Source organism: Streptomyces tibetensis (assembly GCF_007655005.1).
Taxonomy (GTDB): domain Bacteria; phylum Actinomycetota; class Actinomycetes; order Streptomycetales; family Streptomycetaceae; genus Streptomyces; species Streptomyces tibetensis.
Window position 1 is genome coordinate 35,888 of the sequence record NZ_SZVW01000020.1, and the last position, 25,321, is coordinate 61,208.

Annotated in this window: 23 protein-coding genes; 14 read left to right on the forward strand and 9 right to left on the reverse strand. The window is 71.9% G+C overall.

Going from position 1 to position 25,321, the window contains the following annotated elements:
- Positions 1 to 88: 88 nt before the first annotated feature.
- A complete protein-coding gene (locus tag FDO69_RS30450; protein ID WP_104784642.1) occupies positions 89 to 1,498 on the reverse strand; it encodes a S1 family peptidase in 1,410 nt (469 codons plus the stop codon).
- A 744-nt stretch (positions 1,499 to 2,242) separates the two neighbouring features.
- Between FDO69_RS30450 and FDO69_RS30455 the strand changes: the two genes are divergently transcribed.
- The 4 genes from FDO69_RS30455 to FDO69_RS30470 all read left to right on the forward strand — a co-directional run bounded on the left by FDO69_RS30455 (position 2,243) and on the right by FDO69_RS30470 (position 8,409).
- A complete protein-coding gene (locus tag FDO69_RS30455; RefSeq protein WP_003994898.1) occupies positions 2,243 to 2,458 on the forward strand; it encodes a hypothetical protein in 216 nt (71 codons plus the stop codon).
- 95 nt (positions 2,459 to 2,553) lie between these two features.
- A complete protein-coding gene (locus FDO69_RS30460; RefSeq protein WP_104784290.1) occupies positions 2,554 to 3,360 on the forward strand; it encodes a biotin/lipoyl-containing protein in 807 nt (268 codons plus the stop codon).
- Positions 3,357 to 5,582 (forward strand): NHLP family bacteriocin export ABC transporter peptidase/permease/ATPase subunit, encoded by a 2,226-nt coding sequence (locus tag FDO69_RS30465; protein WP_104784292.1) that lies wholly within the window; start codon positions 3,357 to 3,359, stop codon positions 5,580 to 5,582. Before FDO69_RS30460 ends, FDO69_RS30465 begins: the two co-directional genes overlap by 4 nt.
- A 1-nt stretch (position 5,583) precedes the next feature.
- Positions 5,584 to 8,409: an NHLP bacteriocin export ABC transporter permease/ATPase subunit gene (locus FDO69_RS30470; protein WP_104784295.1), complete on the forward strand. Its 2,826-nt coding sequence runs from the start codon at positions 5,584 to 5,586 to the stop codon at positions 8,407 to 8,409.
- 4 nt (positions 8,410 to 8,413) lie between these two features.
- On the opposite strand, the gene FDO69_RS30475 is transcribed toward FDO69_RS30470, so the two are convergent.
- A complete protein-coding gene (locus FDO69_RS30475; RefSeq protein ID WP_104784298.1) occupies positions 8,414 to 8,941 on the reverse strand; it encodes an SRPBCC family protein in 528 nt (175 codons plus the stop codon).
- A 5-nt stretch (positions 8,942 to 8,946) separates the two neighbouring features.
- A complete protein-coding gene (locus FDO69_RS30480; RefSeq protein WP_104784301.1) occupies positions 8,947 to 9,288 on the reverse strand; it encodes an ArsR/SmtB family transcription factor in 342 nt (113 codons plus the stop codon).
- A gap of 219 nt (positions 9,289 to 9,507) precedes the next feature.
- On the opposite strand from FDO69_RS30480, the gene FDO69_RS30485 reads away from it, so the two are divergent.
- The 6 genes from FDO69_RS30485 to FDO69_RS30510 all read left to right on the forward strand — a co-directional run bounded on the left by FDO69_RS30485 (position 9,508) and on the right by FDO69_RS30510 (position 14,744).
- Positions 9,508 to 11,016, forward strand: a complete 1,509-nt coding sequence (locus tag FDO69_RS30485) for an MFS transporter (RefSeq protein WP_104784303.1) — start codon at positions 9,508 to 9,510, stop codon at positions 11,014 to 11,016.
- Between the two features lie 215 nt (positions 11,017 to 11,231).
- A complete protein-coding gene (locus FDO69_RS30490) occupies positions 11,232 to 12,239 on the forward strand; it encodes a Ppx/GppA family phosphatase (RefSeq protein ID WP_104784306.1) in 1,008 nt (335 codons plus the stop codon).
- Between the two features lie 47 nt (positions 12,240 to 12,286).
- Positions 12,287 to 12,487 carry a hypothetical protein gene (locus tag FDO69_RS30495; RefSeq protein WP_104784309.1) on the forward strand — a complete coding sequence of 67 codons (201 nt, stop codon included), beginning with the start codon at positions 12,287 to 12,289 and terminating at the stop codon, positions 12,485 to 12,487.
- 384 nt (positions 12,488 to 12,871) lie between these two features.
- The gene (locus FDO69_RS30500; protein WP_104784312.1) at positions 12,872 to 13,882 is read left to right on the forward strand and encodes an iron-containing redox enzyme family protein; all 1,011 of its coding nucleotides are present in this window, start codon (positions 12,872 to 12,874) and stop codon (positions 13,880 to 13,882) included.
- Between the two features lie 18 nt (positions 13,883 to 13,900).
- Positions 13,901 to 14,557 carry a HemK2/MTQ2 family protein methyltransferase gene (locus FDO69_RS30505; protein WP_104784315.1) on the forward strand — a complete coding sequence of 219 codons (657 nt, stop codon included), beginning with the start codon at positions 13,901 to 13,903 and terminating at the stop codon, positions 14,555 to 14,557.
- The gene (locus FDO69_RS30510) at positions 14,538 to 14,744 is read left to right on the forward strand and encodes a CDGSH iron-sulfur domain-containing protein (RefSeq protein ID WP_104784318.1); all 207 of its coding nucleotides are present in this window, start codon (positions 14,538 to 14,540) and stop codon (positions 14,742 to 14,744) included. Before FDO69_RS30505 ends, FDO69_RS30510 begins: the two co-directional genes overlap by 20 nt.
- A gap of 164 nt (positions 14,745 to 14,908) precedes the next feature.
- On the opposite strand, the gene FDO69_RS30515 is transcribed toward FDO69_RS30510, so the two are convergent.
- Positions 14,909 to 15,343 carry a protease inhibitor gene (locus FDO69_RS30515; protein WP_104784321.1) on the reverse strand — a complete coding sequence of 145 codons (435 nt, stop codon included), beginning with the start codon at positions 15,341 to 15,343 and terminating at the stop codon, positions 14,909 to 14,911.
- A 326-nt stretch (positions 15,344 to 15,669) separates the two neighbouring features.
- Between FDO69_RS30515 and FDO69_RS30520 the strand changes: the two genes are divergently transcribed.
- The 3 genes from FDO69_RS30520 (at position 15,670) to FDO69_RS30530 (ending at position 18,207) form a co-directional block, all read left to right on the forward strand.
- Positions 15,670 to 16,227 carry a hypothetical protein gene (locus FDO69_RS30520; protein ID WP_104784324.1) on the forward strand — a complete coding sequence of 186 codons (558 nt, stop codon included), beginning with the start codon at positions 15,670 to 15,672 and terminating at the stop codon, positions 16,225 to 16,227.
- A 33-nt stretch (positions 16,228 to 16,260) separates the two neighbouring features.
- On the forward strand, positions 16,261 to 16,956 hold the full coding sequence (locus tag FDO69_RS30525; protein WP_104784327.1) for an alpha/beta fold hydrolase: 696 nt from the start codon (positions 16,261 to 16,263) through the stop codon (positions 16,954 to 16,956).
- 81 nt (positions 16,957 to 17,037) lie between these two features.
- The gene (locus FDO69_RS30530) at positions 17,038 to 18,207 is read left to right on the forward strand and encodes a lactate 2-monooxygenase (RefSeq protein WP_104784330.1); all 1,170 of its coding nucleotides are present in this window, start codon (positions 17,038 to 17,040) and stop codon (positions 18,205 to 18,207) included.
- A 58-nt stretch (positions 18,208 to 18,265) separates the two neighbouring features.
- Here FDO69_RS30530 and FDO69_RS30535 read toward each other — a convergent pair whose 3' ends face one another.
- The 3 genes from FDO69_RS30535 to FDO69_RS30545 form a co-directional block, all read right to left on the reverse strand.
- The gene (locus tag FDO69_RS30535) at positions 18,266 to 19,891 is read right to left on the reverse strand and encodes an RICIN domain-containing protein (RefSeq protein ID WP_104784332.1); all 1,626 of its coding nucleotides are present in this window, start codon (positions 19,889 to 19,891) and stop codon (positions 18,266 to 18,268) included.
- A 330-nt stretch (positions 19,892 to 20,221) separates the two neighbouring features.
- Positions 20,222 to 20,599 carry a hypothetical protein gene (locus FDO69_RS30540; RefSeq protein ID WP_031110699.1) on the reverse strand — a complete coding sequence of 126 codons (378 nt, stop codon included), beginning with the start codon at positions 20,597 to 20,599 and terminating at the stop codon, positions 20,222 to 20,224.
- 3 nt (positions 20,600 to 20,602) lie between these two features.
- Positions 20,603 to 20,848, reverse strand: a complete 246-nt coding sequence (locus FDO69_RS30545) for a hypothetical protein (protein ID WP_030845137.1) — start codon at positions 20,846 to 20,848, stop codon at positions 20,603 to 20,605.
- Positions 20,849 to 21,023: 175 nt separating this feature from the next.
- On the opposite strand from FDO69_RS30545, the gene FDO69_RS30550 reads away from it, so the two are divergent.
- Positions 21,024 to 21,956, forward strand: a complete 933-nt coding sequence (locus FDO69_RS30550) for a sigma-70 family RNA polymerase sigma factor (RefSeq protein WP_104784335.1) — start codon at positions 21,024 to 21,026, stop codon at positions 21,954 to 21,956.
- Between the two features lie 102 nt (positions 21,957 to 22,058).
- On the opposite strand, the gene FDO69_RS30555 is transcribed toward FDO69_RS30550, so the two are convergent.
- Positions 22,059 to 22,850, reverse strand: a complete 792-nt coding sequence (locus FDO69_RS30555; RefSeq protein WP_104784338.1) for an alpha/beta fold hydrolase — start codon at positions 22,848 to 22,850, stop codon at positions 22,059 to 22,061.
- A 102-nt stretch (positions 22,851 to 22,952) separates the two neighbouring features.
- The gene (locus FDO69_RS30560; protein WP_104784341.1) at positions 22,953 to 25,196 is read right to left on the reverse strand and encodes a glycoside hydrolase family 9 protein; all 2,244 of its coding nucleotides are present in this window, start codon (positions 25,194 to 25,196) and stop codon (positions 22,953 to 22,955) included.
- Between the last annotated feature and the right edge of the window lie 125 nt (positions 25,197 to 25,321).

Consider the following 25,321-nt stretch of genomic DNA (forward strand, 5'->3'; position numbering starts at 1 on the left):
GAACGCAGGGGAGCCGGTCCGGTTCCGCCAGGAAGGGGGCGGAACCGGGCCGGCTGCGTCGGACCGGCTGCCGACGGCTCTGCGAGGGTCAGCGGGACTCGGTCAGACCGGAGTTGTCCTCGACGCCCTGACCCGCGTCCTGACCGGCGCCCGCGTCCTGACCGGCTCCGGCGCCCGCATCGTCGCCTCCGGCCTGCTCACCGGCACCGGCACCGGCCTCTTCGCCGGCACCGGCACCCGCACCGGCTTCCTCACCGGCACCGGCCTCTTCACCGGCGCCCGCTTCGTCGCCCGCACCGGCCTCCTGGCCCGCACCGGCTTCCTCGCCCGCACCCGCGCCGGCCTCGTCACCGGCACCGGCGCCGCCGCCCGCGGCACCGCCCGCGCCGAGGGTCGCGCCGACCGCCTCCAGGGCGGTGGTCACCGGCTGGAAGAACGTCTCGCCGCCGGCCGTGCAGTCACCGCTGCCGCCGGAGGTCAGGCCGATGGCGAGACCGTCCTGGGTGAACAGCGAGCCGCCGCTGTCGCCGGGCTCGGCGCAGACGTCGGTCTGGATGAGGCCCGTCACGGTGCCTTCGGGGTAGTTCACCGTGGCGTCGAGGCCGAGGACCTGGCCGTCGTTGAGCCCGGTGGTGCTGCCCATCCGGAAGACCTGCTGCCCGACGGTGGCTTCCGCGGCCTCGGTGATCGGGACGGTCTGGTCGCCGGTGTTGACCTCACTGGGCGCCTCGGTCGCCGGGTCGTCGTACTTCACGAGTGCGAAGTCGCCGTTGCCGGGGAAGGTCGACTGGTCGACCGTGGCGATCGGCTGGCCGCCCTGGGTGTCGGACCACTCGTTGCCGCCGAGGGTGCAGTGACCGGCCGTCAGGAAGGCCGGGGAGCCGTCGCCGGCGGTGACGTTGAAGCCGAGGGAGCAGCGCGAGCCGCCCGCGAAGATGGCGTCGCCTCCGGAGACGAACGGCTTGAAGGTGCCGGAGGACTTCTTGAGCGTGGCCATGCCGGAGCCGAGCTCCTGCACGGTGCTCTCCAGTCTGTCCCACTTGGCACCGGTCACGGTGCTGTCGGCGGTCACCAGGAGCTTGTTGGTGCGCGGGTCGATCGACCACGAGGTGCCCGCGATGGTCGCCTCGGACTTCAGCGTCGACGCGCCGTCCTGGAGCTCCGACCAGCTGTTGTCGACCTCGCGGACCTTCGCGCCGGCCGCCTTCGCCCGCACGATCACGTTGTTGTTGTCGCCCGGTACGACGTTGACGACGAGCTGCTTGCTGTCGCCGTCGTAGTAGGAGCCGCCGAACGCCTCACCGAGGAGCCCGGAGAGGTGCGAGGCGAGATCCGAGGCGTCGCCCGCCTTCAGGGTCTTCGGCGCGGCAGCCGCGTCGCCGGACGAACCGTCCTGCGAGGCGTTGGCGTTGGGGAGCAGGATCGCGGCCGCGCCGAGCGCCACCACACCGCCTGCCGCTATCGCGGCCTTGCGCTTCGGAATTCGCTTGTGACTCAAACTTCTCTCCTCCTGGGGAACGGAGTAGGTGCCGCCGTCCGGCAGCTTCTGGGGGGCGCCTGGATGGCTGTTGGTACGCACGTGCCGCACGGGGCGTTCAATTCCGATTGCAAGTGATCCCTTCGCATCGCGGAATCAGCCAACTCCCGCCGCGCGCAGGGCGACCGCTCACCCAGCGACCGCCCTGTTCACGTGGGCCGGTCCAGCAGGGCGGGCCGGGCGGGCCGACGGCGAGCCATGGCCGGATGACGGCCTTTCAGGATCGAGCGCCACCTCGGGATGACGGAACGAAACGCTCCGTATCCGGCCGGAAACGATCTGTCGCAATCACGGAGTCAAACCCCGGCTTCAGCGAATCTGCACATCGACTGCTCAACCCGGTCACCGAAAGGAGGGTTATCCACAGCCCGGCCGCGTCGGTCACGCCTTTGGGGCGGGAGTGCCGGATTCGCCGCCCGGCGACTCAAGGGCTGGGATGCGCCGATGCGGTGCCGCATGTGAAGAACTCGCCCCCAAGCGGTGCGCAGACCTCCACGGATCGGTGCCGCCGGGGCGCAAGTTGCCTGGTGAGAGGCGAGGTTGATTGGAAGCGCGGAGCAGCGGCGTGCTTTGATCCATCGCACCGCGGGGGCCGCTCAGGGCACTCGGAAACGAATGTCCGGCGCTCGCGGTCGCGGCCGTCATCTGTCCCCAGAGGGGGCCGCTCCCCCCTTGTGAGATACCCATATGAAGGGAAGTTCCACCATGAACTCCACCCCCCAGGTTGAGACCGTCGAGATCGCTGACGCCCAGCTCGACGCCATCTCCGGCGGCCTGTCCGTGAACGCCGTGAACACCGTCACCGACACCGTCGACGGCATTGCCCCGGTCTCCGGCCTGGTCGACACCGCCGTCGGCACCGTCGAGGGCGTCACCGGCCTGAACACGGCCCCGGTCACCGGCCTGGTCTCCGGCCTCTGATCGAGCCCTTGTGCCGTTGATTCCCGGAACCGCAGCCGGCGGTTCCGGGTTCTTCGGGTTCCGTTACCACCTCTTCCACGGGTGAGGGAAGTTCCTTGCAGTTCCGCCAACAGGCCCTCGCCAAGCTCCAGTCACCGGAAGAACTCGACCTCCCGGTGCGTTTCACCCGCCCGCAGGGCTGGCTCGTGCTCTCGGTGACGGTCGTCGCCATGGCGGCCGCCTCGGTGTGGGCCGTGACCGGCTCGGTGACCTCCACGGTCAGCGCGCCCGCCATCATCACGCACGGGCAGGGCAGTTACCTCCTGCAGAGCCCCGTCGCGGGCCAGGTCACCGCGGTGCTCGCCAAGCAGGGCGAGCAGGTTCCCGCGGGCTCCCCCATGCTCAAGGTCCGTACCGCCAAGGGCGAAGCGGTCGTCCGTACGCTCGCCGCGGGCCGGGTCTCGGCGCTGGCCGCGACCGTCGGGCAGATCATCCAGACCGGCGCGAACGTCGCCGCCGTCGAGAAGGTCGCCCACACCGGCGACCCGCTCTACGCCACCGTGTACGTCCCGGCGGAGAACGCCGCCTCGATCCCCGACGACGCGGCCGTCGACCTGACCGTGCAGTCGGTGCCGACGCAGGAGTACGGCGTCTTGCGGGGCCATGTGAAGTCGGTCGACCGCTCGGCCCAGTCCCCGCAGACGATCGCCGCGTTCCTCGGGGACAGCCAGTTGGGCGAGCAGTTCACCAAGAAGGGCAGGCCGGTGGCCGTGACGGTGCGGCTGGACAAGTCCTCCGCCACGAAGAGCGGTTACCGGTGGTCGTCGGCGGACGGGCCCCCCTACAAACTGACGTCCATGACGCTGGCCTCCGGTTCGATCCGGCTGGCCGACCAGCGCCCCGTCGACTGGCTGCTGCCATGAGCGCGACCGCACAGGAACCGAGGAGCAGGCGCCGCGCCGCCCCGCCCAAGCGCAAGGTGCCCAAGGCCCGGGCGAAGACCGTCCGCACCCCCACCGTGCTCCAGATGGAAGCCGTCGAGTGCGGCGCCGCCTCGCTGGCGATGGTGCTCGGCCACTACGGCAAGCACGTCCCGCTGGAGGAACTGCGCATCGCCTGCGGCGTCTCCCGCGACGGCTCGCGCGCCAGCAACCTCCTGAAGGCGGCCCGCTCCTACGGCCTGACGGCCAAGGGCATGCAGATGGACCTGGCCGCCCTCGCCGAGGTGAAGTCGCCGGCCATCCTGTTCTGGGAGTTCAACCACTACGTCGTCTACGACGGCATGGGCCGGCGTTTCGGCCGCCGCGGTGTCTACATCAACGACCCCGGCAAGGGCCGCCGGTTCGTCCCCATGGAGGACTTCGACGGCAGCTTCACCGGTGTCGTCCTGGTGATGGAACCCGGCGAGGACTTCGCTCGGGGCGGCCGCAAGCCCGGCGTCCTGGGCGCGATGCCCGCCCGGCTGCGCGGCACGGCGGGCACGATGCCCGCCGCCGTCCTGTCGAGTCTGCTGCTGGTGGCGGTCGGCGCCGCGGTGCCCGCGCTGAGCCGCACCTACATCGACGAGTTCCTGATCGGCAACCAGACCTCGCTGCTGGGCGTGCTGTTCACGTCGATGGCGGCGTGCGTGCTGCTCACCGTCGTGCTGACCTGGCTGCAGCAGGCCAACCTGCTGCGCGGCCGCATCATCTCCTCGACCCTGTCCAGCGCCCGCTTCCTGCGGCACCTGCTGCGGCTGCCGGTGACGTTCTTCTCCCAGCGCAGCCCGGCCGACCTGGTGCAGCGCCTGCAGTCCAACGACGCGGTGTCGGAGACCCTGTCCCGCGACCTCGCCGCGGCGGGCGTGGACGCGGTCGTGGTCGTCCTGTACGCGGTGCTGCTGTACACCTACGACCCGCAGCTGACGTTCGTCGGCATCGGCGTGGCCCTGCTGAACGTCGTGGCGATGCGGGTCGTCATCCGGTTGCGGGCGACCCGCACCGCGAAACTGCGCGCGGACACGGCACGCCTCACCAACACCGCGTACACGGGCCTCCAGCTCATCGAGACGATGAAGGCGACCGGCGGCGAGGACGGCTACTTCCGCAAGTGGGCCGGGCAGCACGCCACCACCCTGGAGGAGCAGCAGCGGCTCGGCGTGCCCAGTGCCTGGCTGGGCGTGGTCGCGCCGACGCTCGCCACCCTCAACAGCGCGCTGATCCTGTGGATCGGCGGCATGCGGGCGGTCGAGGGGCACATCTCGGTCGGTCTGCTGGTCGCCTTCCAGGCCCTGGTCACCCGCTTCACCGCCCCGCTGACCCGGCTGAACGGCGTCGCGGGCCGCATCCAGGACTTCGCGGCGGACGTGGCCCGGCTGAAGGACGTGGAGAACTTCCAGGCCGACCCGCTGTACGGCCGCCCCGGCGGAGGTGAGTCCACGCGCCGACTGCAAGGTCATGTCGAGCTGGAGAACATCACGTTCGGCTACAGCCCCCTCGACAAGCCCCTGCTCACCGGCTTCGACCTGACCGTCGGCCCCGGTCAGCAGGTGGCATTGGTGGGCGGCTCGGGCAGCGGCAAGTCCACGGTGTCCCGGATGATCTCCGGCCTGTACGCGCCGTGGGAGGGCGTGATCCGTATCGACGGGCAGCGCATCGAGGACATCCCGCGCGGGGCGCTGGCCGCCTCGGTCTCCTTCGTCGACCAGGACGTGTTCCTCTTCGAGGGCACGGTCCGCGACAACGTGGCGCTGTGGGACCCCTCGATCCCCGACGACGCGGTGGAGGACGCGCTGCGCGACGCCGCCCTGTACGAGGTGATCACACGCCGCCCGGGCGGCATCCACAGCAAGGTGGAGCAGGACGGCCGCAACTTCTCCGGCGGGCAGCGCCAGCGCCTGGAGATCGCGCGGGCGCTGGTGCGCCGGCCGAGCATCCTGGTGCTCGACGAGGTGACGAGTGCGCTGGACGCGGAGACCGAGCAGATCGTGATGGACAACCTGCGCCGGCGCGGCTGCGCCTGCGTGGTGATCGCGCACCGGCTGAGCACCGTGCGCGACAGCGACGAGATCGTCGTCCTGCAGCACGGCACGGTCGTGGAGCGGGGACGGCACGAGGACCTGGTGGCCCGCGGCGGCGCGTACGCGGCACTGGTCAGGGAGCGGTGAGATGACGGCCGTTCACGAAGGACACGACGGCGACCTGGTGCTGGGCGCCTTCGGGCAGATGGGCTCGCGCATCGACTGCGCCGGGTTCAACCGGCTCGACCTCGAAGGCCCGCAGGTGCTGTGGCTGGTCGCGTCCGGCGCCGTGGACCTGTTCGCGGTCGACGCCGGGCAGCAGGGCCACTGGCACCATCTGGGCCGGCTGGAGGCGGGCTCGCTGGTGCTCGGACCGGTCCCGGGCCCGCAGCACACCCTGGTGGCCCGGCCGCTGCGGGACTGCGTGGTGCACCGCATCGGCCTGCGCGAGCTGTACCAGCCCGCCAACACGGCGACCTGGTCGTACGACGAGTACGGCAACCCGCAGTACGTGCCGCCGACGACGAGTCCGCTGGAGTACGCGCTCGCCCTCGGCGTCGGGCGCAGCCTGTCGATCCTCTTCCAGGCGCCGATGGCCACCGAGCGGGCCGCCGCGCCCACCGACGACGACGTGTTCTGGATGCAGGTGCCGCCGGGAAGCGTGCAGTACGGCTCGCTGTACGGCGCGGAGGCCGCGGCCGACCTGCTGATGGACCCCGCGCTGTGGCAGTCCATGGTCGACCAGCAGTACCGGCTGCTGACCACGCTGGACCGCTGGATCGAGCAGCTGGAGCAGACCCACGAGACGCGCACGGCCGAGGGCATCAAGGCCGGTGAGGCGGTGCGCGCCCGGGCGGACCAGACGCTGCTCGCCTCCATCGGCAAGCGGTCGGGCAAGCGGACCACCTCGGCCGACGCCGACGCCACGTACGCGGCGTGCAAGCTGGTCGGGCAGGCCGCCGGGATCCGGATCACCGAACCCACTCAGAAGGGCACCGGCGGCGACCGCCTCGACCCGGTCGAGCAGGTCGCCCTGGCCTCGCGGGTGCGCACCCGGGCGGTACGGCTCGACGGCCGCTGGTGGCGGGACAACGTGGGGCCGCTGGTCGGCCTGCGGGCCCTGTCGGGCGCGCCGGTGGCGTTGCTGTGGCGGCGCGGCGGCTATGTCGCGGTGCATCCGTCGACCGGGCGCGAGACGCCGATCGAGAAGGCCAACGCCGACGAGTTCGAGCCGCGCGCGGTGATGTTCTACCGTCCGCTGCCGGAGCGGGGGCTCACTCCCCTGGGCCTGCTGCGGTTCTGTATGCAGGGCATGCGCGGCGATCTGACGGGCCTGTTGCTCAGCGGTCTGGTCACGGTGGCGATCGGCGCGCTGGTGCCGGTGGCGACCGGCAAGGTGCTGGGCGAGTTCGTGCCGAAGGCGCAGACGGGCCTGATCGTGCAGGTGTGTCTCGCGGTGATGCTGAGCAGTGTGGTGGCCGCGGCCTTCATGCTGCTGCAGAACCTGACCATCCTGCGGATCGAGGGCCGGATCGAGGCCACGCTCCAGCCGGCGGTGTGGGACCGGCTGCTGAGACTGCCGACGAAGTTCTTCACCGAGCGCTCCACCGGCGAGCTGGCCAGCGCGGCCATGGGCATCAGCTCGATCCGCAGGCTGCTGGCGGGAGTCGGGCCGACGGTCGCCCAGTCGGTGACGGTCGGCGCGATGAACCTGGCGCTGCTGTTCTGGTTCAGCGTGCCGATGGCGATGGCCGCGATCGGCATGCTCGTCGTCATCGCGTCCGTGTTCCTGGCGCTCGGACTGTGGCAGGTGCGCTGGCAGCGGCGTCTCGTGGTGCTCGCCAACAAACTGAACAACCAGGCGTTCCAGACGCTGCGGGGTCTGCCGAAGCTGCGGGTGGCCGCCGCCGAGAACTACGCGTACGCCGCGTGGGCGTCGGAGTTCGCGCGCAGCCGTGAGCTCCAGCAGAAGGTCGGGCGTATCAAGAACCTCACCACGGTGCTGGGCGCGGTGTATCTGCCGCTGTGCACCCTGCTGATGTTCATGCTGCTGGCCGGTCCGGCCCGGGGCTCGATGTCGGCGGCGGCGTTCCTCACGTTCAACACCTCGGTGACGATGGTGCTCACCTCCGTCACCCAGCTGACGGGCTCGTTCGTCTCGGCGGTGGCCGCGCTGCCGCTGTTCGAGGAGATCAAGCCGGTGCTGGACGCGACGCCCGAGGTGCGCACGGCGAGCACCCGGCCGGGTCCGCTGACCGGGGCGATCGAGGCGCGGCGGGTGTCCTTCCGTTACGCGGACGACGGTCCCCTGGTCCTGGACGACGTGTCGTTCGAGGCGCGGCCGGGCGAGTTCGTCGCGGTCGTCGGCCCGAGCGGCTGCGGGAAGTCGACGCTGCTGCGACTGCTGATCGGCTTCGACCGGCCCGTGTCGGGCAGTGTGCTGTACGACGGGCAGGACCTGGCGGCCCTGGACCAGTCGGCGGTGCGCCGGCAGTGCGGTGTGGTGCTCCAGCACGCGCAGCCGTTCAGCGGATCGATCCTGGACGTCATCTGTGGCACCGAGCCGTACACGCCCGAGGAGGCGATGGCGGCGGCGGAGATGGCGGGGCTCGCCGAGGACATCAAGCGGATGCCGATGGGGCTGCACACCATCGTCGCGGGCAGCGGAGCCGTCTCCGGCGGCCAGCGCCAGCGGCTGATGATCGCCCAGGCGCTGATCCGCCGGCCGCGCATCCTCTTCTTCGACGAGGCGACCAGCGCGCTCGACAACGAGACGCAGCGCACGGTCATCGAGAGCACCAAGGCCCTCAACGCGACCCGGGTCGTCATCGCGCACCGGCTGTCGACCGTGATGGACGCCGACCGGGTCGTGGTGATGGAGGACGGCAAGGTCATCCAGCAGGGCCCGCCCGCCCAGCTCCTCGCCGACACGAACGGGCGGCTGCACGAGCTGGTGCGGCGGCAGATGGCGTGAGCCGTCAGTCCTGTCCGGGCACGGGCGCGCCGGAGGGCAGGCCGGCCGCGACATAGGCGGCGTAGAGGTCCTTCCAGGGTGCGTCGGGCCCGGCGTGCGGACCGGCGGTGCGCTCGCCGCGCGCCCGGGCGTCCAGCATGGTCAGGCACAGCTCCCAGCCGGCGCCGTTGCGGGCGGCGGTGTCCTCGGCGGCGAGGATGTTGGTCAGGGTGAAGCGGGTGCGCCGGCCGTCGATCTCCTCCAGGTCGAAGTGGACTTCGTCGCCGCCCCAGTCGAACGACAGGTGCCGGGGCGGGGCGACGGCGAGGACCCGGCCGGTGGAGTCCCCCATGTGCGGGTCTCCGCTGAACCTGACCGTGCCGCCGGGGCGCAGCTCGATCTCGGCGCGGGAGGGGAACCAGCGCTCCAGCTCGTCCGGGTCGGTCACGAACTGCCAGACACGGTCGACGGGATGGTCGTAGACGCGGCTGAAACGGACGGCGGGGCGGCCGTCGTCCAGGGTCACATAGGTGCCGGTGAGGTCCGTGGTCACGGTGATCAGTCCTTCGCTGCGGGCGGTTCGGGAGTGTCCGGCGTCTCGTCGAGGCGGCGGCCCAGCGCGTCCAGGCTCTTGTTCCAGAGCGCGCGGTACGGGGCGAGCCAGGCGTCCAGGGCGGCGATCGGGCCGGGGTCGAGGGCGTAGACGCGGCGCTGGGCGTCCTGCCGAACCCGGACCAGACCCGCCTCGCGCAGGACCTTCAGGTGCTTGGAGGTGCTCGGCTGGCTCAGTCCGCACGCCTCGACGATCTCACCGACGGACCGGGGCCGCTCCAGGAGCAGGGCGACGATGGCCCGCCGATGGGGGTCGGCGAGCGCGGTCCAGAGGGCGGCGTCGGGCATGCCTCCAATATGCCTCCAGCGTTATATACGCGTCAAGGAATATGACCGCGGGGAGGAAGCGCAGAGGAAGCGCAGAGGAAGCGCAGAGGAAGCGCAGAGGAAGCGCAAGCGAAACGTTGCCGTTTCGCTCGGACTGGTCTAGCCTCCATGTGTACGAAACCGTTTCGTTTACATACTCATTGCCTTCCTCGTACGCCGTCCCTGGAAACGGGTGCTCCCATGCCACAGACATCCCTCACCGACAGCGCGACCGAGCGCGCCACCGCCCGGACGACGCCCGATGCGGCCTCGCCGAAGCGGTGGTGGATCCTCGCGGTCGTGGCCCTCGCCCAGTTGATGGTGGTGCTGGACGCCACCATCGTGAACATCGCCCTGCCCTCGGCCCAGGCCGACCTGCACTTCTCCGACGGCAACCGGCAGTGGATCGTCACGGCGTACGCGCTGGCGTTCGCCTCCCTGCTGCTGCTCGGCGGCCGGATAGCCGACCTGTTCGGCCGCAAGCCGGCCTTCCTCGTCGGCATCGTCGGCTTCGCCGCAGCCTCGGCGCTCGGCGGTGCCGCGAACGGCTTCGAGATGCTGGTCGTCGCCCGCGCCCTCCAGGGCGTCTTCGGCGCGCTGCTGGCACCGGCCGCCCTGTCGCTGCTGAACACCACGTTCACCGACGCGCGCGAACGCGCCAGGGCCTTCAGCGTCTACGGCGCCATCGCCGGTGCCGGCGGTGCGGTCGGCCTGCTCCTCGGCGGCATCCTGACCGACGCCCTCGACTGGCGTTGGACGCTGTACGTCAACGTCGTCATCGCCGTGGCCGCCTTCGTGGGCGGCTGGCTCCTGCTCGGCAACCGCCGCGACGCCACGACCGCCAAGCTGGACGTGCCGGGCACGATCCTGGTCGCCGGCGGCCTGTTCTCCGTCGTCTACGGCTTCTCCAACGCGGAGACGCACGACTGGGGTTCGCCGCTCACCTGGGGCTTCCTGATCGCCGGCGCCGTGCTGCTGGCCGCCTTCGCCTGGTGGCAGACCCGCGCCGCCCACCCGCTGCTGCCCCTGCGCATCCTGCTCGACCGCAACCGCGGGGCGTCCTTCCTGGCCGTGCTGATCAGTGGCGCGGGCATGTTCGGGGTGTTCCTCTTCCTCACCTACTACCTCCAGCTCCATCTGGGCTTCAGCCCCACGAAGACCGGTGTGGCGTTCCTGCCGATGGTCGGCGCGCTGATGGTGATGGCCCAGCTGGGCACCACCGTGCTCTTGCCGCGCCTCGGCCCGAAGACCGTCGTCCCGCTGGGCTTCGCCGTCGCCACCGCCGGCATGGCCTGGCTGACCGGCATCGGCGTCGGCTCCTCCTACGCGAGCGCGGTGCTGCCGCAGCTCGTCGTGATCGGCGTGGGCCTCGGTCTGGTGATGCCGTCGTCGATGCAGCTGGCCACGGGCGGCGTCGCGGCCGAGGACGCCGGCGTGGCCTCCGCCACCGTCAACGCCATGCAGCAGGTGGGTGGTTCGGTCGGCACGGCGCTGCTGAACACCCTCGCCGCGAGCGCGGCGACCGACTACCTGGCCGGCAAGGACCCGAGCAGCAAGCTCGTGCAGGCACAGGCCACGATCGAGAGCTACACCACCGCCTTCTGGTGGTCGGCCGGGTTCTTCGCCGCGGGTGCGCTGATCACCCTCGTCCTGCACCGGCGCGGGGTGCCGCAGCAGGACGCGGAGGCGGCGCCGGTCGTGCACATGTGACCGACCGACAGTGGCTGGGGACCGTCGTGCGCAGGGGCACGGCGGTCCCTTTCCCTTTGCCCGTCCCCTTCGGCCCGTCCCCTTCGGCCCTCCCCTTCGGCTCTCCCCCTCCGGCCTCCTCCTCTGGCCCTTCTCCTCCGCCGCCGGTGGCGCGTCCTCGCCGGTCCGCCGCTCGTGACCTGTTGGGCGGGCCCGGAAATGGGTACCCACCGGCCATGCGAATCAGCGTGGTGGACGTGGGATCGAACACGGTCAGACTTGTGGTCGCGGACGCGGCGGACGGGGTGCCGCTGCCCGTGCACACCGCCAAATGGCGACTCAGGCTGTCCGAGCAGGTCACACCGGGGGGACCCATCCCGGAGCAGGCCGTGGCGCAACTCGTCGACGCGGTGGCCGAGGCCGACAGGACGGCCGCCCGGTGGGGTGCGTCGAGCCCGCCTGCCTTCGCGACCGCCGTGGTGCGCAACGCGCCGAACCGGCGCGAGGTGCTGCACACCGTCCGCGCCCGTACGGGCGTCGACCTGTGCACCCTGCCGGGCGAGGTCGAGGCCGAACTGACGTTTCTCGGGGCCCGGCGCTGGATGGGCTGGCGGTCGGGGCCGCTCGCGCTGCTCGACATCGGCGGCGGCACGCTCGAAGTCGCCTTCGGACGCGGCCGGTTGCCGGACTTCGTGGCGTCGTTGCCGCTGGGGGCGCGGCGGTTGACGCACGAGTTCTTCGAGGACGAGGACCCGCCGTCGCCGGAGCGGGTGCGGGCGCTGCGCCGCAAGGTCCGCCACCAGTTGCGGGACGTCGCGGCGCGGATCCGCTGGGAGGGCCCGCGCACCGCGGTCGCCACCTCCCGCACATTCCAGCAACTGGGGCGGCTGTGCGGCGCGGCGCCCGGGCGCCACGGTCCGTTCGTGGACCGGCAGATGCACCGCTCCGACCTGCGGACGGCGATCACGCAGCTGGCCGCCCTGCCCGCAGCCGAACGCGCGCACCTGCCCGGCATCTCCGCACCCCGCGCCGCCCAGAGCCTGGCGGGAGCGGTGGTCGGGCACACCGCACTGAAGCTCACCGGCATCAAGGCCGTCACGGTCTGCCCCTGGGCGATCCGCGAAGGCGTACTGCTGCGCCACATCGAGGACGGCCCCTCCTGGTGGGCGGGGGTCGCCCAGCGCAGCGAGGAGGCCGCCCCCGCCGATCCGGTGCCGCTGCGCATCGCCCGCGCCGGAAGCTGAACACCCCCGCCGTGAGCGGACGAACCGCACAGGGAAAGGAGACATCCGTGTCCCAGCACAAGGACCACGACCACGCCGAGGACCAGCACGGCAAGCCGGCCGGGACGGCACTCGAAGAGGTGCTGCGCGAGGTCGAGGACGCCGAGAACCGTACCCGGGACTCCGCGGAGGAGCGCCGCCACCGGGGCGAGGCCGGGGAGGCCATCACCCCCAACACGCGTGCGCAGGAGGAGTCCGAGGGGGACTGAGAGGAACCGGGCGGGCTCGGGCCACCGGGGGCAGCGGCCCGAGCGCCCGCACCGCCAGGCCCGCCCTGCCAGACCCCGCACCGCCAGGCCCGCCCTGCCAGAGCCCGCGCCGCCAGGCCCGTCCTGCCAGAGCCCGCACCGCCAGGCCCGTCCTGCCAGAGCCCGCGCCCCCGGCGCCCGCACCCCGCCAGAGCCCGCACCGCGCCACCAGCGCCAGCGCCCGCACCCGCACCCGCACCCGCCAGGGCCCGCACCGCCGTGACTCGCGCCCACCGAGCAGATTCGCCGTCACGGCCCGCCCGGTCGCCCCGGGCCGTCCGTGATCTAGTTGATCGCTCCCCGTGGGCGGGGTGACCCCGGTCGCCGGGTGGGTACCCGGCGCGCATGGAGCACGAAGGACCACGACTGCCCACCCCGCGCGGACCGCTGAGCAGCGGTGTCGACGCGTATCTGCGGGGCGCGGGCCGCCTGCCCAGCCTCGAGGAGATCGCCCGCGCCGAGGTGTACGGCGACGACCTCCAGCTCGCCCTGTACCTGTGCTACGAGCTGCACTACCGCGGCTTCGCGGACGTTTCCCCGGAGCGCGAGTGGGACCCGGACCTGCTGCGCGTGCGCGCGGCCATGGAGCACCGCTTCCTGTCCGCGCTGCGCACCGACGCACACGTCCACGACAGCGTGGACGAGGCACTGGCCGGACTGCTGGTCGAGCCCGTCGAGGGCACCGGCGTCAGCCACTTCCTGCGTGACGAGGGTGAGCTGTGGCAGGTGCGCGAGTACGCGGCCCAGCGCTCCCTGTACCACCTCAAAGAGGCGGACCCGCACGCCTGGGTCCTGCCGCGGCTGTCGGGCCGGGCGAAGGCGGCGATGGCGGCGGTGGAGTTCGACGAGTGGGGCGGCGGCCGCGCGGAGCGTGTCCACGCCCGCCTGTTCGCCGACCTGATGGCGGACCTGGGCCTGGACACCGCGTACGGCCGCTATCTCGACGCGGCGTCCGCCGAGGCCCTGGTCACCGTGAACATGATGTCCCTCTTCGGGCTGCACCGGGCTCTCAGGGGCGCGCTGGTCGGTCATTTCGCGACGGTCGAGATCACCTCGTCACCGGGGTCGCGGCGGCTCGCCGAGGCGATGCGCCGCACCGGCGCGGGGCCCGCCGCCGAGCACTTCTACGACGAGCACGTCGAGGCCGACGCGGTCCACGAGCAGGTGGTGCGCCACGACGTCATCGGCGGGCTGCTGGAAAGCGAGCCGTATCTCGCCCCGGACATCGCCTTCGGCATCGACGCCACCGAGTTCGTCGAGGAACGCTTCGGCGCCCGGTTGCTCACCGACTGGCGTGCTTCCCGTTCGTCACTGCATGCGCCGCTTGCCCAGGAAGCAGCCCATATCTCCGGATGACCGGGGTACTCGGCGTCCGTGATTGCACTGGTACCCCCGGGCGTGTACGCCCCGCAGGAGGACACCGAGCTGCTGGCCGGTGCCCTGTCCGACGAGCCGCTGCCACCGGGCGCGGAAGTCCTCGACGTGGGCACCGGCAGCGGTGCCCTGGCCTTGGAGGCCGCGCGCCGGGGCAACCGTGTGACCGCCGTGGACGTGTCCTGGAGCGCCGTGTGGGCCGCGCGCCTGAACGCCCGGTTCGCGGGGCTTCCGGTCCGTATCCGGCACGGGAACCTCTTCGAGCCCGTGCATGGACAGACGTTCGACCTGATCCTGGCCAACCCGCCGTACGTGCCGGCGCCGGACGGCCATCACCGACCGCCGCGAGGCGCGGCCCGGGCCTGGGACGCGGGCGCCGACGGGCGCCTGGTCGTCGACCGTATCTGCCGGGAGGCGCCCGGCCTGCTGCGGCCGGGCGGGGTGCTGCTGCTCGTGCAGTCGGCGCTCAGCGGCCCGGACCTGACCGTCGGGCAGTTGCGCACGGCCGGCCTGAAGGCCGCGGTGACCCGTCGGCACCGGATCGCGCTCGGGCCCGTGTTGCGCGGCCGGGAGCGCTGGCTGCGGGAGCGGGGGCTGCTGCCCGCCGCCGATGACAAGGAAGAGCTGGTGGTCGTCCGTGCCGAACTCCCCGTCTGACCGGCCCACCGAGCCGCGCCGCGTCACCGTCCAGCGCAAGGGCCCCCTGCTGATGGAGGGCCCGGTCGAGGTGGAGCTGGAGGACGGCTCCGTCGTCTCCTCCGACCGCTTCCGCGTGGCCCTGTGCACGTGCCGCCGCAGCCGCCGCTACCCGTGGTGCGACACGAGCCACCGCGACCGGGCATAAGGCCCCGGACGCAAGAAAAGTCGGGGGCCGGCGGGCAGCCCCACACTGCCCGCCGGCCCCCTTGCGCGAGATCGCGACTCCTCGTGACAACGGCCCGGCTCCCCAGCCACGGCCCGCTGCGCTTCACGGTTTCAGCGCGATCCCGGTCTGTGGGTTCATCCCTCTCAGAAGGAGAAGACGCCCGTCCCGTAGGCGTTCTTCATGCAGTCGTTGGAGAAGGTGCGCTCGTAGGAGACGCGCTTGCCCTGCCAGACGCCGTCGACGGTGATGACGACGGGGTCGTACTGCCTGGTGCACATCACGCCGTCCCTCGCGGTCAGGGCGTCGAAGTCGCCGCCCACGCCGCGCAGTTCCGCGCACGCCGCCCCGGCTGCCGGGTGCGTGCCGGCGGCCTTCGGGGCACAGGTCAGGGTGACCGCGCGTTCCGGAGTCGCTGCGATCGCGCTCTCACCGTGGCCCACCGTGAGGACGAGGGCCGACGGGGCGTAGAGCGCGGTGGGGGCCTGACCCGGAGTGGCGAGCGCGGCCCCGGAGAGGGGTCCGCAGACGGCGGTGGCCGTCATGCCGATGGTCATGGCCCAGCGCGCGGTGGTCCGCATTGTGTGCTTCCTTCCGCATCGATTACAGGGTGTGCCGTCCCGTGCTCGGTCGGTGCCCGGAGCGGCGAGCGCGAGTCTGCCGAGTCCGCAGCGGAAACACACATCGACCCCACGGGTTTCAGTAACCTTGCGTATTGAATCAGTGGCGCGAAGTTACGGAATCCATGCCGGCGAAGCCCGTAACCGCGCGGTTTTCGGGGGTACGAAGCGGCCAGATGGCCGATTTCCGCGTGTTCGTTAATAGGCCTGAAACATTCCGATTCCGCTCTGGGCCGACTGCTTCGTGACCCCTTGTGTTCATGAACCGGCCGAGTAATCGTCATTACATGATTACGAACGAGCAGAGAGAGAAGCTCCGCGGCTGGTTCGCCGGCCGCCTGCCCGATGACCTCTTCGAGGAGCTGACCGAGATCACGGTCGACCGCGAGGAGATCACCGTCATCGGCCGCATCCCCGCACCGCGGCTGGCCGAGGACGCCCCGGCCACCGAACGGGACGCGGCCCTGGAGAGCCGGGCGCAGGAGTTCCGGGAGCGCACCCGCGAGGACCGGATGGCCGTGGCCCGGGAGGCCGAGCACCGGTTCGGCCGCAAGGTGTCCTGGGGTGTGGAGTGCGGCGGACGGCGGACGCTGTACACACACGTGGCCGCGCCGGTCATGACGCGGCTGCGCCAGCCTGAACGCCAGGTACTCGACACCTTGATCGCCGGCGGCGTCGCCCGCAGCCGCAGCGAAGCGCTGGCCTGGTGCGTGCGCCTGGTGCAGCGCCATACGGACGACTGGCTCGCCGAGTTGCGCGAATCACTCGAACACGTGCAGCGCGTCCGGGCCCAGGGTCCGGACACCGAGCCGGATCCCGCACCGCGCGCGGACGAAGAGGAGTGAGCCGTTGTCAGACCCCTCGGCTACGTTGCCGGCATGACCGACTTCGTACTGGTGGCAGGGGCATGGCTCGGGGCGTGGGCATGGGACGAGGTGGCCGCGGAGCTTCGCGGCGCCGGGCATGACGTCCATGCGCTGACGCTGTCGGGCCTCGCCGACAGACGGGACACACAGCCGGCCGGGCAGCAGACGCACGTCCGGGACATCGTCGAGGAGGTGGAGCGGCTCGGTCTGCGGGACGTCGTCCTGGTCGGACACAGCTACGCGGGCGTTCCGGTCGGGCAGGCCGCCGAACGGATCGGCGACCGGCTGCGCCGCGTGGTGTTCGTCGACGCGAACGTGCCGGTGCACGGGGAGTCGTTCCTGTCGGGCTGGGCCAGCGAACACGTACGGCGGACGATCGACGCACAGGGCGGGTACTGGCCGCCGCTGGGTCCCGAGGAGTACGCGGGGCAGGGGCTGACGGACGAGCAGATCGCCCGGATCGTGGGAGCGACCCCGCACCCGGGCATCACGCTCACCGAACCGGCCGTCCTCGACCGCCCGCTCGACGCGCTCCCGGCCACGTATGTGAAGTGCCTCCTCGACGGGGACGAGCCGATGCCGGCCGTGGCCGCGCTTTTGAAGAGCGACAGCTGGGAGCTGGTGACGCTGGACACCGGGCACTGGCCGATGTTCTCGCAGCCGCGCGCGCTGGCCCGCGTACTGCACGCGGCGGTGGCCCGACCCTGATCCTCCGGTGCGCATACCGCTCGGTATCGTCGCCCGTACGGCACGGTCTCGACGAGGAGACGACGAGAGGCGGGGCGTACGGTGGGCAAGCACTGGGCGGACTTCCAGTACGAGATCTATCTGAACGGGATGACGGGCGCCGTACCGCGGCTGCCCACCGATCTGACCCGGCTGGAGGAGCTCACCGAGCAGCGGCTCGGGCCCGGCCCGGTCGGTTACGTGGCGGGCAGCGCGGGCAACGGCAGCACGTCCCGCGCCAACCGGGCGGCCCTGGAGCGCCGCCGGATCGTGCCGCGCATGCTCCGGGACGTGCACGAGCGGGACCTGTCGGTCGAGGTACTGGGCCGTGCCCTCCCGGCCCCGCTCGCGCTGGCCCCGGTCGGCGTGCTGTCGATCATGCACCCGGACGCCGAGTCCGCCGCGGCCCGGGCCGCCGCCGCGCAGGGCGTGCCGTACATCCTGTCGTCCGCGTCCAGCACGCCCATGGAGCAGGTCGCCGAGGCGATGGGCGACGGCGAGCGCTGGTTCCAGCTGTACTGGCCGAAGGACCCGGAGGTGGCCCGCAGCTTCCTGGACCGGGCGAGGGCGGCCGGGTTCACCGCGCTGGTCGTCACGCTGGACACGCCGTTGCTGTCGTGGCGGCCGCGCGATCTCGACCAGGCCTATCTGCCGTTCCTGCACGGCGTGGGCACCGCCAACTACTTCTCGGACCCGGCGTTCCGGGCGGGCCTTGCCAAGCCGGTGCACGAGGATCCGAACGCGGCCGTGATGCACTTCCTGGGAATGTTCTCCGACCCGGCCAAGAGCTGGCCGGACCTGGCGTTCCTGCGGGAGAACTGGGACGGCCCGATCGTCCTCAAGGGCGTCCTGCACCCGGACGACGCGCGCCTGGCCGCGGACGCCGGCATGGACGGTGTGGTCGTCTCCAACCACGGCGGCCGTCAGGTGGCCGGCGCTGTCGCGGCGGCCGACGCGCTCCCCCGTGTGGCGCAGGCGGTGGGCGACCGGCTCACCGTCCTCTTCGACAGCGGCGTCCGCACCGGCGACGACATCTTCAAGGCGCTCGCCCTCGGCGCCCGCGCGGTCCTCGTCGGCCGCCCGTACGTCTACGGTCTCGGCCTCGACGGCCGGTTGGGCGTCGAGCACGTCATCCGTTGCCTGCTCGCCGAACTCGACCTGACGCTCGCCCTGTCGGGGCATGCGACGCCGGGCACCATCGGCCCGGCCGACCTCGTCGAGGATCCGGTGTGAGCAGTGGGCTGCGCGTCGCGTTCGCCGCGCAGCCCCGCTCGGGCCCCGGGGCCCTTCGTCACGCGGTCCGGCCGTCGGTCAGCCCTACCTGGTGGGCCGCCGGGTCGTCCTGCTCCTCGATCGACAGGGAACCGGAGGTCGTCGGCAGGGGCTCGGCCTGCCATCGCTGGGCGTCGGAGGAGCGGTCGCGGACCTTGACGACGATGTCGGCGTCCGGGTCGTCGTCGGCCGGGGCGAGGGCCAGCTGCTCGTCCCAGCGGGGCAGCAACTCCCCCTGCACGGTGAGGTCGTAGCGCACGTCCTCGCCCCGCGCGGCATCCTCGTCGGCGCAGGTGCCGAGGACGACGACACCGGCGTCCTTGTGGGAGTCCAGGCACAGCCCGGGGTCGGCGACGCTGCGCAGCAACCCGTCGTCCTCGTACGTCCACTGCTGGGTCCACACCGTCGAGCACTCCGCCAGTTTCGTGCCCGAACCCTCCTTCGGCAGGTCGCGGATGTCGAGGCACAGATCGGCACCGACGTTGCGCAACCGCGTCACGCCCTGGGACGCGGGAAGCCCGGCGGCGCCGGGTGGCGTCACCGACGCGGAGCCCTTGCCGCCGGCGGCGCTGTCGGAGCCGGCCGGGTCGGCCTCCCCGCCGTCGTAGGACGACGCGCTGATGATGAGCACCGTCGCCAGCACCCCGGCCGAGACCGCGCCGATGCCCGAGAGCAGTGCCCGCGAGGAGCGCAGCGCCTGCGGAAGCCCTCGGGCGGGCACGGGGAGCCGGGACAGCAGCCCGTGCCGCCCGCCACCCCGGCGTCCGCCGCCGCGTCGGTTCGCGCGGGCACCGCGCGTGCCGTGCGAGGCGCGTCCGGGGCGGGAGTCGAGGTAGCGGCGCGCGCCCCAGCCGAGCACCGCCTCGGCGATCAACGGACCCAGCGGGCCTTCGAAATGGCTCAGTTGTTCCGCGGCGTTCCGGCAGTAGCGGCACTCGTCCAGATGCTGCTGGACGTCGGGCAGCAGGGCGCCGCCCCGGCGTATCGGGAAGTCCAGGAGACGGTTGTAGAACCGGCAATCATGGGTCGGTGCGAGTTCGCGATGGGCTTGTACACAACCTAGACGAAATGTTTCCCGCGCCTGTTCGAGGGCCGCCGACGCGATGTCGGTGTCCAGGCCGAGCAGTCCGGCCGGGACGCTTAAAGGATCTGCCTCCACCTCGACGTGCCAGAGCAAACAGCGCGAGTCCGCGGGAAGTGCCTGGAATGCCCGCTCCGCGAGGGTTCGATTTTCGGGCGTCATGGACGTCGCCGCGCGCAGCCCGCGCCCTCCGGCCGGTTTCTGCAAGGCGGGCAGAACGGCCGATATTCGATCGTCGGCGGACCACTCGCGGATGGTGTCGCGCACGGTCACCAGCAGGGCCGGGCGCAGCGCGACGGCGGACTCGCCGAAAGCGAGGCGGTTGAGGGTCCGGTGGAAGGCGGTCCCGGTCACCATCGCGGCGACCTGCGCCGACGAGGCGAGACAGATGACCGCGTAGTCGTGCACCGGCTGGTAGTGCCGCGCCATCAGCAGCGCGACGGAATGGGCGGCGACCTGGCCCTCCGGACTGCCTCTCAGAGGTGCGGCGAGTGACTCATCGGATTCCCCCGCATCCCCGCCGGGCGGGGGATACGGAGGACGAGGGGGGTGGGGGGTGGGCACTGAGATGGTTCCTTCCCACGCATGTGACACACAGAAGCTCTGTCGCCGAAAAAGGAGGCCCGGTTGGTGCGTACCTCTTTTGGCGCAGCGCGGGAGGTGAGAATTCACCGTTGGCGAATCGGACGCGGTCCACATATCACGTGCGACACCCGGCCATTCCCCCCGCACGCGTGTTTCACTCTTGCACAACCCCCACACGGCCAACAAGGCGCCCGGACAACATCCCCACCATTGACAGAAAGTCAGAAACGGGGAACGAATGTGCGCACTTCGCACCCGTTTTCGACATTTCCCTGCGGCCTGTGTGAATCGGGCATCGGGTCCGCTTCCTCAGATCTGCCAGGAGCGCAGCCGGTCCGCCGCGCCGTAGACGTCGGTGGTGCCGGACAGCAGGTCGCGCGCCAGGTCGACGAGGGCGCCGTAGGGCGGGTCGATGCCGACGCCGCTGACGAACATGTACGCCACGGCGGTCGCGCAGGCGAAGCGGGCGTTGGCCGAGGGCAGCGGCCGGAGCACGGTGATGGTGTGCAGCAGCGCGGCGGCCCGCCAGGCCGGGTCGGAGTTCACTCCGAGGCGCGGCGGGTCGACGCGGTGCCGGGCGACCGCGGCGACCAGTGCGGAGAAGTCGTTGACGGTGGGCTGGTCCGGCAGCACCTCTTCATGGCGCTGGAGCAGCCAGGGCACATCGATATGAATCACGGGCGCCATGGGTCAGGCGGCCCGCCCTTCGCCCTTGGCGGGCGGTTCGTCGTCGGGGAACGCGGCGGCGAACTCGTCGGCGTGGGTGGCGAAGAACCGGCGGAAGGCCTCCGCGCCCTCCTGCAGGGCCCGGTGACGGGCTATGTCGGCCGCGGCCGCTTCCCGCACGAGCGCCTTCATGGACGTACCGCGCTCCTTGGCGATCTGCCTGAGGTCCTCAAGTTCGCGGTCGCTGAACTCCACGTTGAGAGCTGGCATGTCATCACGGTACCGCTCGGGTACTGACTCGTAAATACCCCCAGGTCAGCATGGCTTCCGGAAGGTACCGGGGAGGGGGACGGCCTGAGATGTGGGTCACAACGGGCCCTCGGATGTCACATTCCGGGGCCCTGTCCGGCTCGCAGTGGTGAGCACGTCCACGGGAGGCCCACGCATGACCCAGAGCTCCGTACCCGGCACCGACGCCCCGCTCGACGCGGCGACCCGGGTGTTCGTCGACCACCGCGAGCTGCTGTTCGGCGTCGTGTACAACATCCTCGGCAGTGTCGCGGACACCGAGGACGTCCTGCAGGAGACATGGCTGTCCTGGACGGCCCGCGGCGGGGGCGCCCCCCTGGCCGGCGTCGACAACCCCCGCGCCTACCTCGTCCGGGTGGCCGTCAACCACGCGCTGCGCCGCCGTGCCGTGATCAACCGCCGGCAGGAGACGTACGTCGGTCCGTGGCTCCCCGAGCCACTGGTCGCCCCGGAGGACACCGAGACCGCCGAGACCCCGGCCCTGCGTTCCGAGTCGGTGTCGCTGGCGATGCTGGTGGTCCTGGAGTCGCTGACACCGCTGGAGCGGGCCGTGTTCGTGCTGGGCGAGGTGTTCGGCTACCCGCACGCCGAGATCGCGGAGGTCATCGACCGCTCCCCCGCCGCCGTACGCCAGTTGGCGCACCGGGCCCGGGAGCACGTGCACGCGCGACGGCCGCGGTACGAGGCGCATCCGCGCGTGCGGCGGGAGGCGACCGAGCGGTTCGTGCGGGCGGCGCTCGGCGGGGACATCGCCGAGCTGATGGAGGTGCTGGCGCCGGACGTCACGGCGTGGACCGACGCGGGCGGCCGGCGCCGGCGGGCCGGTCTGCGCCCGGTGCACGGCCGGGACAAGGTGGCCCGGCTGCTCACCGCCGGGCGGGGCGGCCCGGACCACCCGGTCTGGCGCTACCGGCGCGTCAACGGCGACGACGCGGCGGTGCTGTTCGACGGTGATGCGCCGTTCGCCGTCCTGGTCCTGGACCTCACCCCGCAGGGCGACCGGGTGCGCGGCATCTACGTCGTGGCCAACCCCGACAAGCTCGCCCATCTGCCGAGGGCGGCCGAGTGACGCGCCGAGCAGAGGGATCCGGGTGCCGCCCGCGTCGGCCGGGCCCCGCAGGCGTCGGCCGCACCCGCCGCGCGGGCCCGGCCGCCGGGACCGCGCGGCCGGTCAGGAGTGGGCGCGGCAGAACTCCCGGACGGTCCGGTTGAACGGCTCCGGCGCCTCGATGTTGCTGAGGTGCCCGATGCCCGGGAGCACGACCAGCGTGGCCCGCGGGATCGCTTCGAGGAACTGGTGGGCCACGGGCTCCACGGGTGAGCGGGTATCGAGCTCGCCCCACAGCAGGAGCGTCGGTACCGCGATCTTCGGCAGCAGGTCCCGCTGGTCGGCCTCGACCATGACGGTGAGCTCGGTCCGCATGCTCTGGGGCCGGGTGTCGGCCGACATCACTGACAGCAGGCGCACGGCTTCGGCGGGTGGCTGCCCGGCGAACAGACCCGGCATGGTCGGTGCGAACGTCTCGGCCGGGACCGCGAGCATCCGCTCCGCCCCCTCGGCCCGGGACCGCACCTCCGCCGCCGGCAGCGAGCCCTTCCAGCCCGCGTAGGTGTCGACGAGAAGCAGCGTCCGGACGAGTTCGGCGTGGTGCCGGTAGAGCTCCAGCACGACGGTCCCGCCCCAGGAGGCGCCCAGGACGTGGGCGGGGCCGAGGTCCACGTCCTCGATGACGGCCGCCAGGCAGCGGGCGTAGTCCGCCAGCGTGAAGCCGGGCGGGACGTCCGAGGAGCGGCCTGCGCCCGGCTCGTCCCAGGCGACGACGGTGAACTCGTCGGCCAGGTCCTCGGCCTGGGGGCGGAACAGCCTGGCGTCCGTGGTGGCGCCGTGCGCGAGCACGAGGGGCGGGCCCTGGCCCACCCGGTCGTACACGACCTCGATGCCGTCGACCCGCACCGCTGGCATGACACCAGGCTACGCGCGCGTGCCGGAGGCGTCCTCCCGGCGGACTCCCCCGGCACGCGGCACCACTGCCCGGACCCTGCGCCCGGCCCCTGCGCCTGATTCCTATGCCTGGTCCGCCACGAAGGAGGCCATGCGGGTCAGGGCGGCGTTCCAGTTGATCGTGTGCTCGTTGGTCGACCAGGACTGGATGTCGTCGATGTAGCAGAACTGGCCGACGCAGCCCTGGAGTTTGCTCTGTGCGTAGGGGTCCTGGATGCTCGAGTTCGGCCCGCCCGCGAGGGTGCCCTTCGGCGGGTTGGGCTGAGCGGGGTCCAGCTGGTGGGCGTACCAGCGGCTGTGCTGGTTGTGCGCGCTGACCTCGCCGTAGCCGGTGACGTAGGAGATGTTCAGTGCGTTGCGGCCCAGGATGTAGTCCATGCTCTGCAGCGCGCCGTCACGGTACTTCGAGGCGCCGGTGATGTCGTACGCGGTGGCGAGGACGACGGCGTTGTTGAGGACCTGGTGGCTGGAGCCCCAGTCGTAGGTGTGGCCGTCGGGCGCGTACGGCATACCGTAGGGATGCGCCCTGAGGGTGGCCAGGTAGCGGTCGGCGCCCTTGACGACGGACCGGCGCACCGCGTCCCGGCCGGGCAGCCTGTTCGGCACGGTCGCCAGGTCGAGCCGCCCCGCCGCGCCGGTGCGGGCCCAGTCGAAGCCGAGGGGCTTGAAGAGGTCGGCCGTGTGGACCGGGGACTTCAGGACGTACTCCTCGTACCGCTTCTCCCCGGTGGACAGGTACAGCTCGGCCGCCGCCCAGTAGAAGTCGTCGGTGACGTCGCTGTCGGGGTAGGCGCCGCCGCCGATGCCGTCGCTCTCCGAGGCGAGGCGGTCGGGGTGGGCGAGCGCCGCCGACCAGGCCTTGCGGGCGGCGGCCAGGGCCTTGCCGGCGAACGTCCTGTCGTAGGGCCGGTAGAGACGGGCGGCCTGCGCGGCCGTGGCGGCCAGGTTGAGGGTGGCGGCGGTGGACGGCGGGTGCAGTTCACGCTTCTGCGGGTCGTCGCCCGGCATCAGCGGCAGGCCGGTCCACTGCTCGTCGTGCATCTTGTGGTGCGCCATGCCGGCCAGCGGCTTGCCGTCGGGCACCTGCATCTTCAGCAGGAACTCCAGCTCCCAGCGGGCCTCGTCGAGGATGTCGGGCACCTTGTTGCCGCTCTCCGGGATGGCGAGCGTGCCGTCCCCGAGCTTGTCCGCCTGTCCGGTGCGGGCGGTGCGGGCGCGTTCGTAGGTGCTGAGCAGTTCCCAGGTGGAGATGCCGCCGTTGACGACGTACTTGCCGTGGTCGCCTGCGTCGTACCAGCCGCCGCTGACGTCGAGGGTGTAGTCGCACACGCCGGGCTGACAGGGCACGGCGGTGTCGCCCTTGTTGGGGGCCACACCCACGTGTCCGGCCGGGCGGCCGTAGCCGGGCCGCAGGTCGTCGCGTATCGCGATGCCGCTGCGCTGGGTGTAGTAGTACTTCGCCGAGTCGAGGCGGAGCCGCTCGTAGGCGCTCGCGTCGATGTCGAAGGGGCGGCTGGTCTCACCGTCGGCCACGAGCGTGAGGCCCGAGCCCTTGGTGCGGTAGGCGCCGAAGTCGATCGAGTGGACGTTCTGCCCGGAGGAGGCGTCGACGCCGCGCGGCAGGGTCGTGCCCCGGGCGACCACCTTTCCGCCGGCGTTCCTGAGCTGCCAGGGCAGCTTCGCCGTGGCGTCGGTGACCAGCGTGGCGTTCTTGGGCCCGGCCGGCAGGTAGCCGACCTGGTTGACGCGGACCCGGGGACCGGTGTCGGGCTCGTACGGATCCGGCGCCACCCCGCCGAGCAGCGACACGTCGTCCATGCAGAAGCGCCAGGGATCCGCGCTGCCGCCGAGCTGGAAGCCGACCTGGCCCTGCGCGGTGTCGACGGGCGAGGTGAAGGTGTAGGAGTAGGTGTCGCCGGAGACGCTGAGCTGCGGCGACACCTCGTGGTAGGTGTCGTACGGCGACACCGACAGGCCCACGATCGCCCGCACCACGTGCCCGGCGGGCGTCCCGGTCGCGCTGAAGGAGAAGCGGTACGACTCCCCCTTCACGAGGGTGATGTCGTTCTGCCCGACGGCTGCGTCCCAGCGGTTGGTGGTGCCGCCGGGGACGTCGGCACAGAGCCGGCCGTCGAAGACGCCCGCGGTGACGTTGCCGGTCGTCCACCAGGGTGCGGTGTCGGTGTCGAAGGTGCCGTTCCTGACCTGCTCGACCTCGTCGGCCCCGGCGGGCGCCGACGGCAGCGCGGTGAGCGCGGTGGCCAGCAGGGCCGTCAGGGACAACAGGGCGGTTCTGCGTCGTTTCACGTCTGGGCTCCTCCGGGAGGTGCGGGTGGCGCTCGATGTGGGAGCGCTCCCAGATGCGGACGCAGGACATGGTTGTGGCAGATGTGACGCCCCGTCAACGGTCCGGACAGGACTGGCTGTTCGCC

Excerpts from the sequence above, each read along its gene's own strand:
- FDO69_RS30455 (WP_003994898.1), top strand. The coding sequence starts at position 2,243 with ATGAACTCCACCCCCCAGGTTGAGACCGTCGAGATCGCTGACGCCCAG.
- FDO69_RS30465 (WP_104784292.1), top strand. The coding sequence starts at position 3,357 with ATGAGCGCGACCGCACAGGAACCGAGGAGCAGGCGCCGCGCCGCCCCG.
- FDO69_RS30470 (WP_104784295.1), top strand. The coding sequence starts at position 5,584 with ATGACGGCCGTTCACGAAGGACACGACGGCGACCTGGTGCTGGGCGCC.
- FDO69_RS30480 (WP_104784301.1), bottom strand. The coding sequence starts at position 9,288 with ATGCCCGACGCCGCCCTCTGGACCGCGCTCGCCGACCCCCATCGGCGG.
- FDO69_RS30485 (WP_104784303.1), top strand. The coding sequence starts at position 9,508 with ATGCCACAGACATCCCTCACCGACAGCGCGACCGAGCGCGCCACCGCC.
- FDO69_RS30490 (WP_104784306.1), top strand. The coding sequence starts at position 11,232 with ATGCGAATCAGCGTGGTGGACGTGGGATCGAACACGGTCAGACTTGTG.
- FDO69_RS30500 (WP_104784312.1), top strand. The coding sequence starts at position 12,872 with ATGGAGCACGAAGGACCACGACTGCCCACCCCGCGCGGACCGCTGAGC.
- FDO69_RS30515 (WP_104784321.1), bottom strand. The coding sequence starts at position 15,343 with ATGCGGACCACCGCGCGCTGGGCCATGACCATCGGCATGACGGCCACC.
- FDO69_RS30520 (WP_104784324.1), top strand. The coding sequence starts at position 15,670 with ATGATTACGAACGAGCAGAGAGAGAAGCTCCGCGGCTGGTTCGCCGGC.
- FDO69_RS30525 (WP_104784327.1), top strand. The coding sequence starts at position 16,261 with ATGACCGACTTCGTACTGGTGGCAGGGGCATGGCTCGGGGCGTGGGCA.
- FDO69_RS30540 (WP_031110699.1), bottom strand. The coding sequence starts at position 20,599 with ATGGCGCCCGTGATTCATATCGATGTGCCCTGGCTGCTCCAGCGCCAT.
- FDO69_RS30545 (WP_030845137.1), bottom strand. The coding sequence starts at position 20,848 with ATGCCAGCTCTCAACGTGGAGTTCAGCGACCGCGAACTTGAGGACCTC.
- FDO69_RS30550 (WP_104784335.1), top strand. The coding sequence starts at position 21,024 with ATGACCCAGAGCTCCGTACCCGGCACCGACGCCCCGCTCGACGCGGCG.
- FDO69_RS30555 (WP_104784338.1), bottom strand. The coding sequence starts at position 22,850 with ATGCCAGCGGTGCGGGTCGACGGCATCGAGGTCGTGTACGACCGGGTG.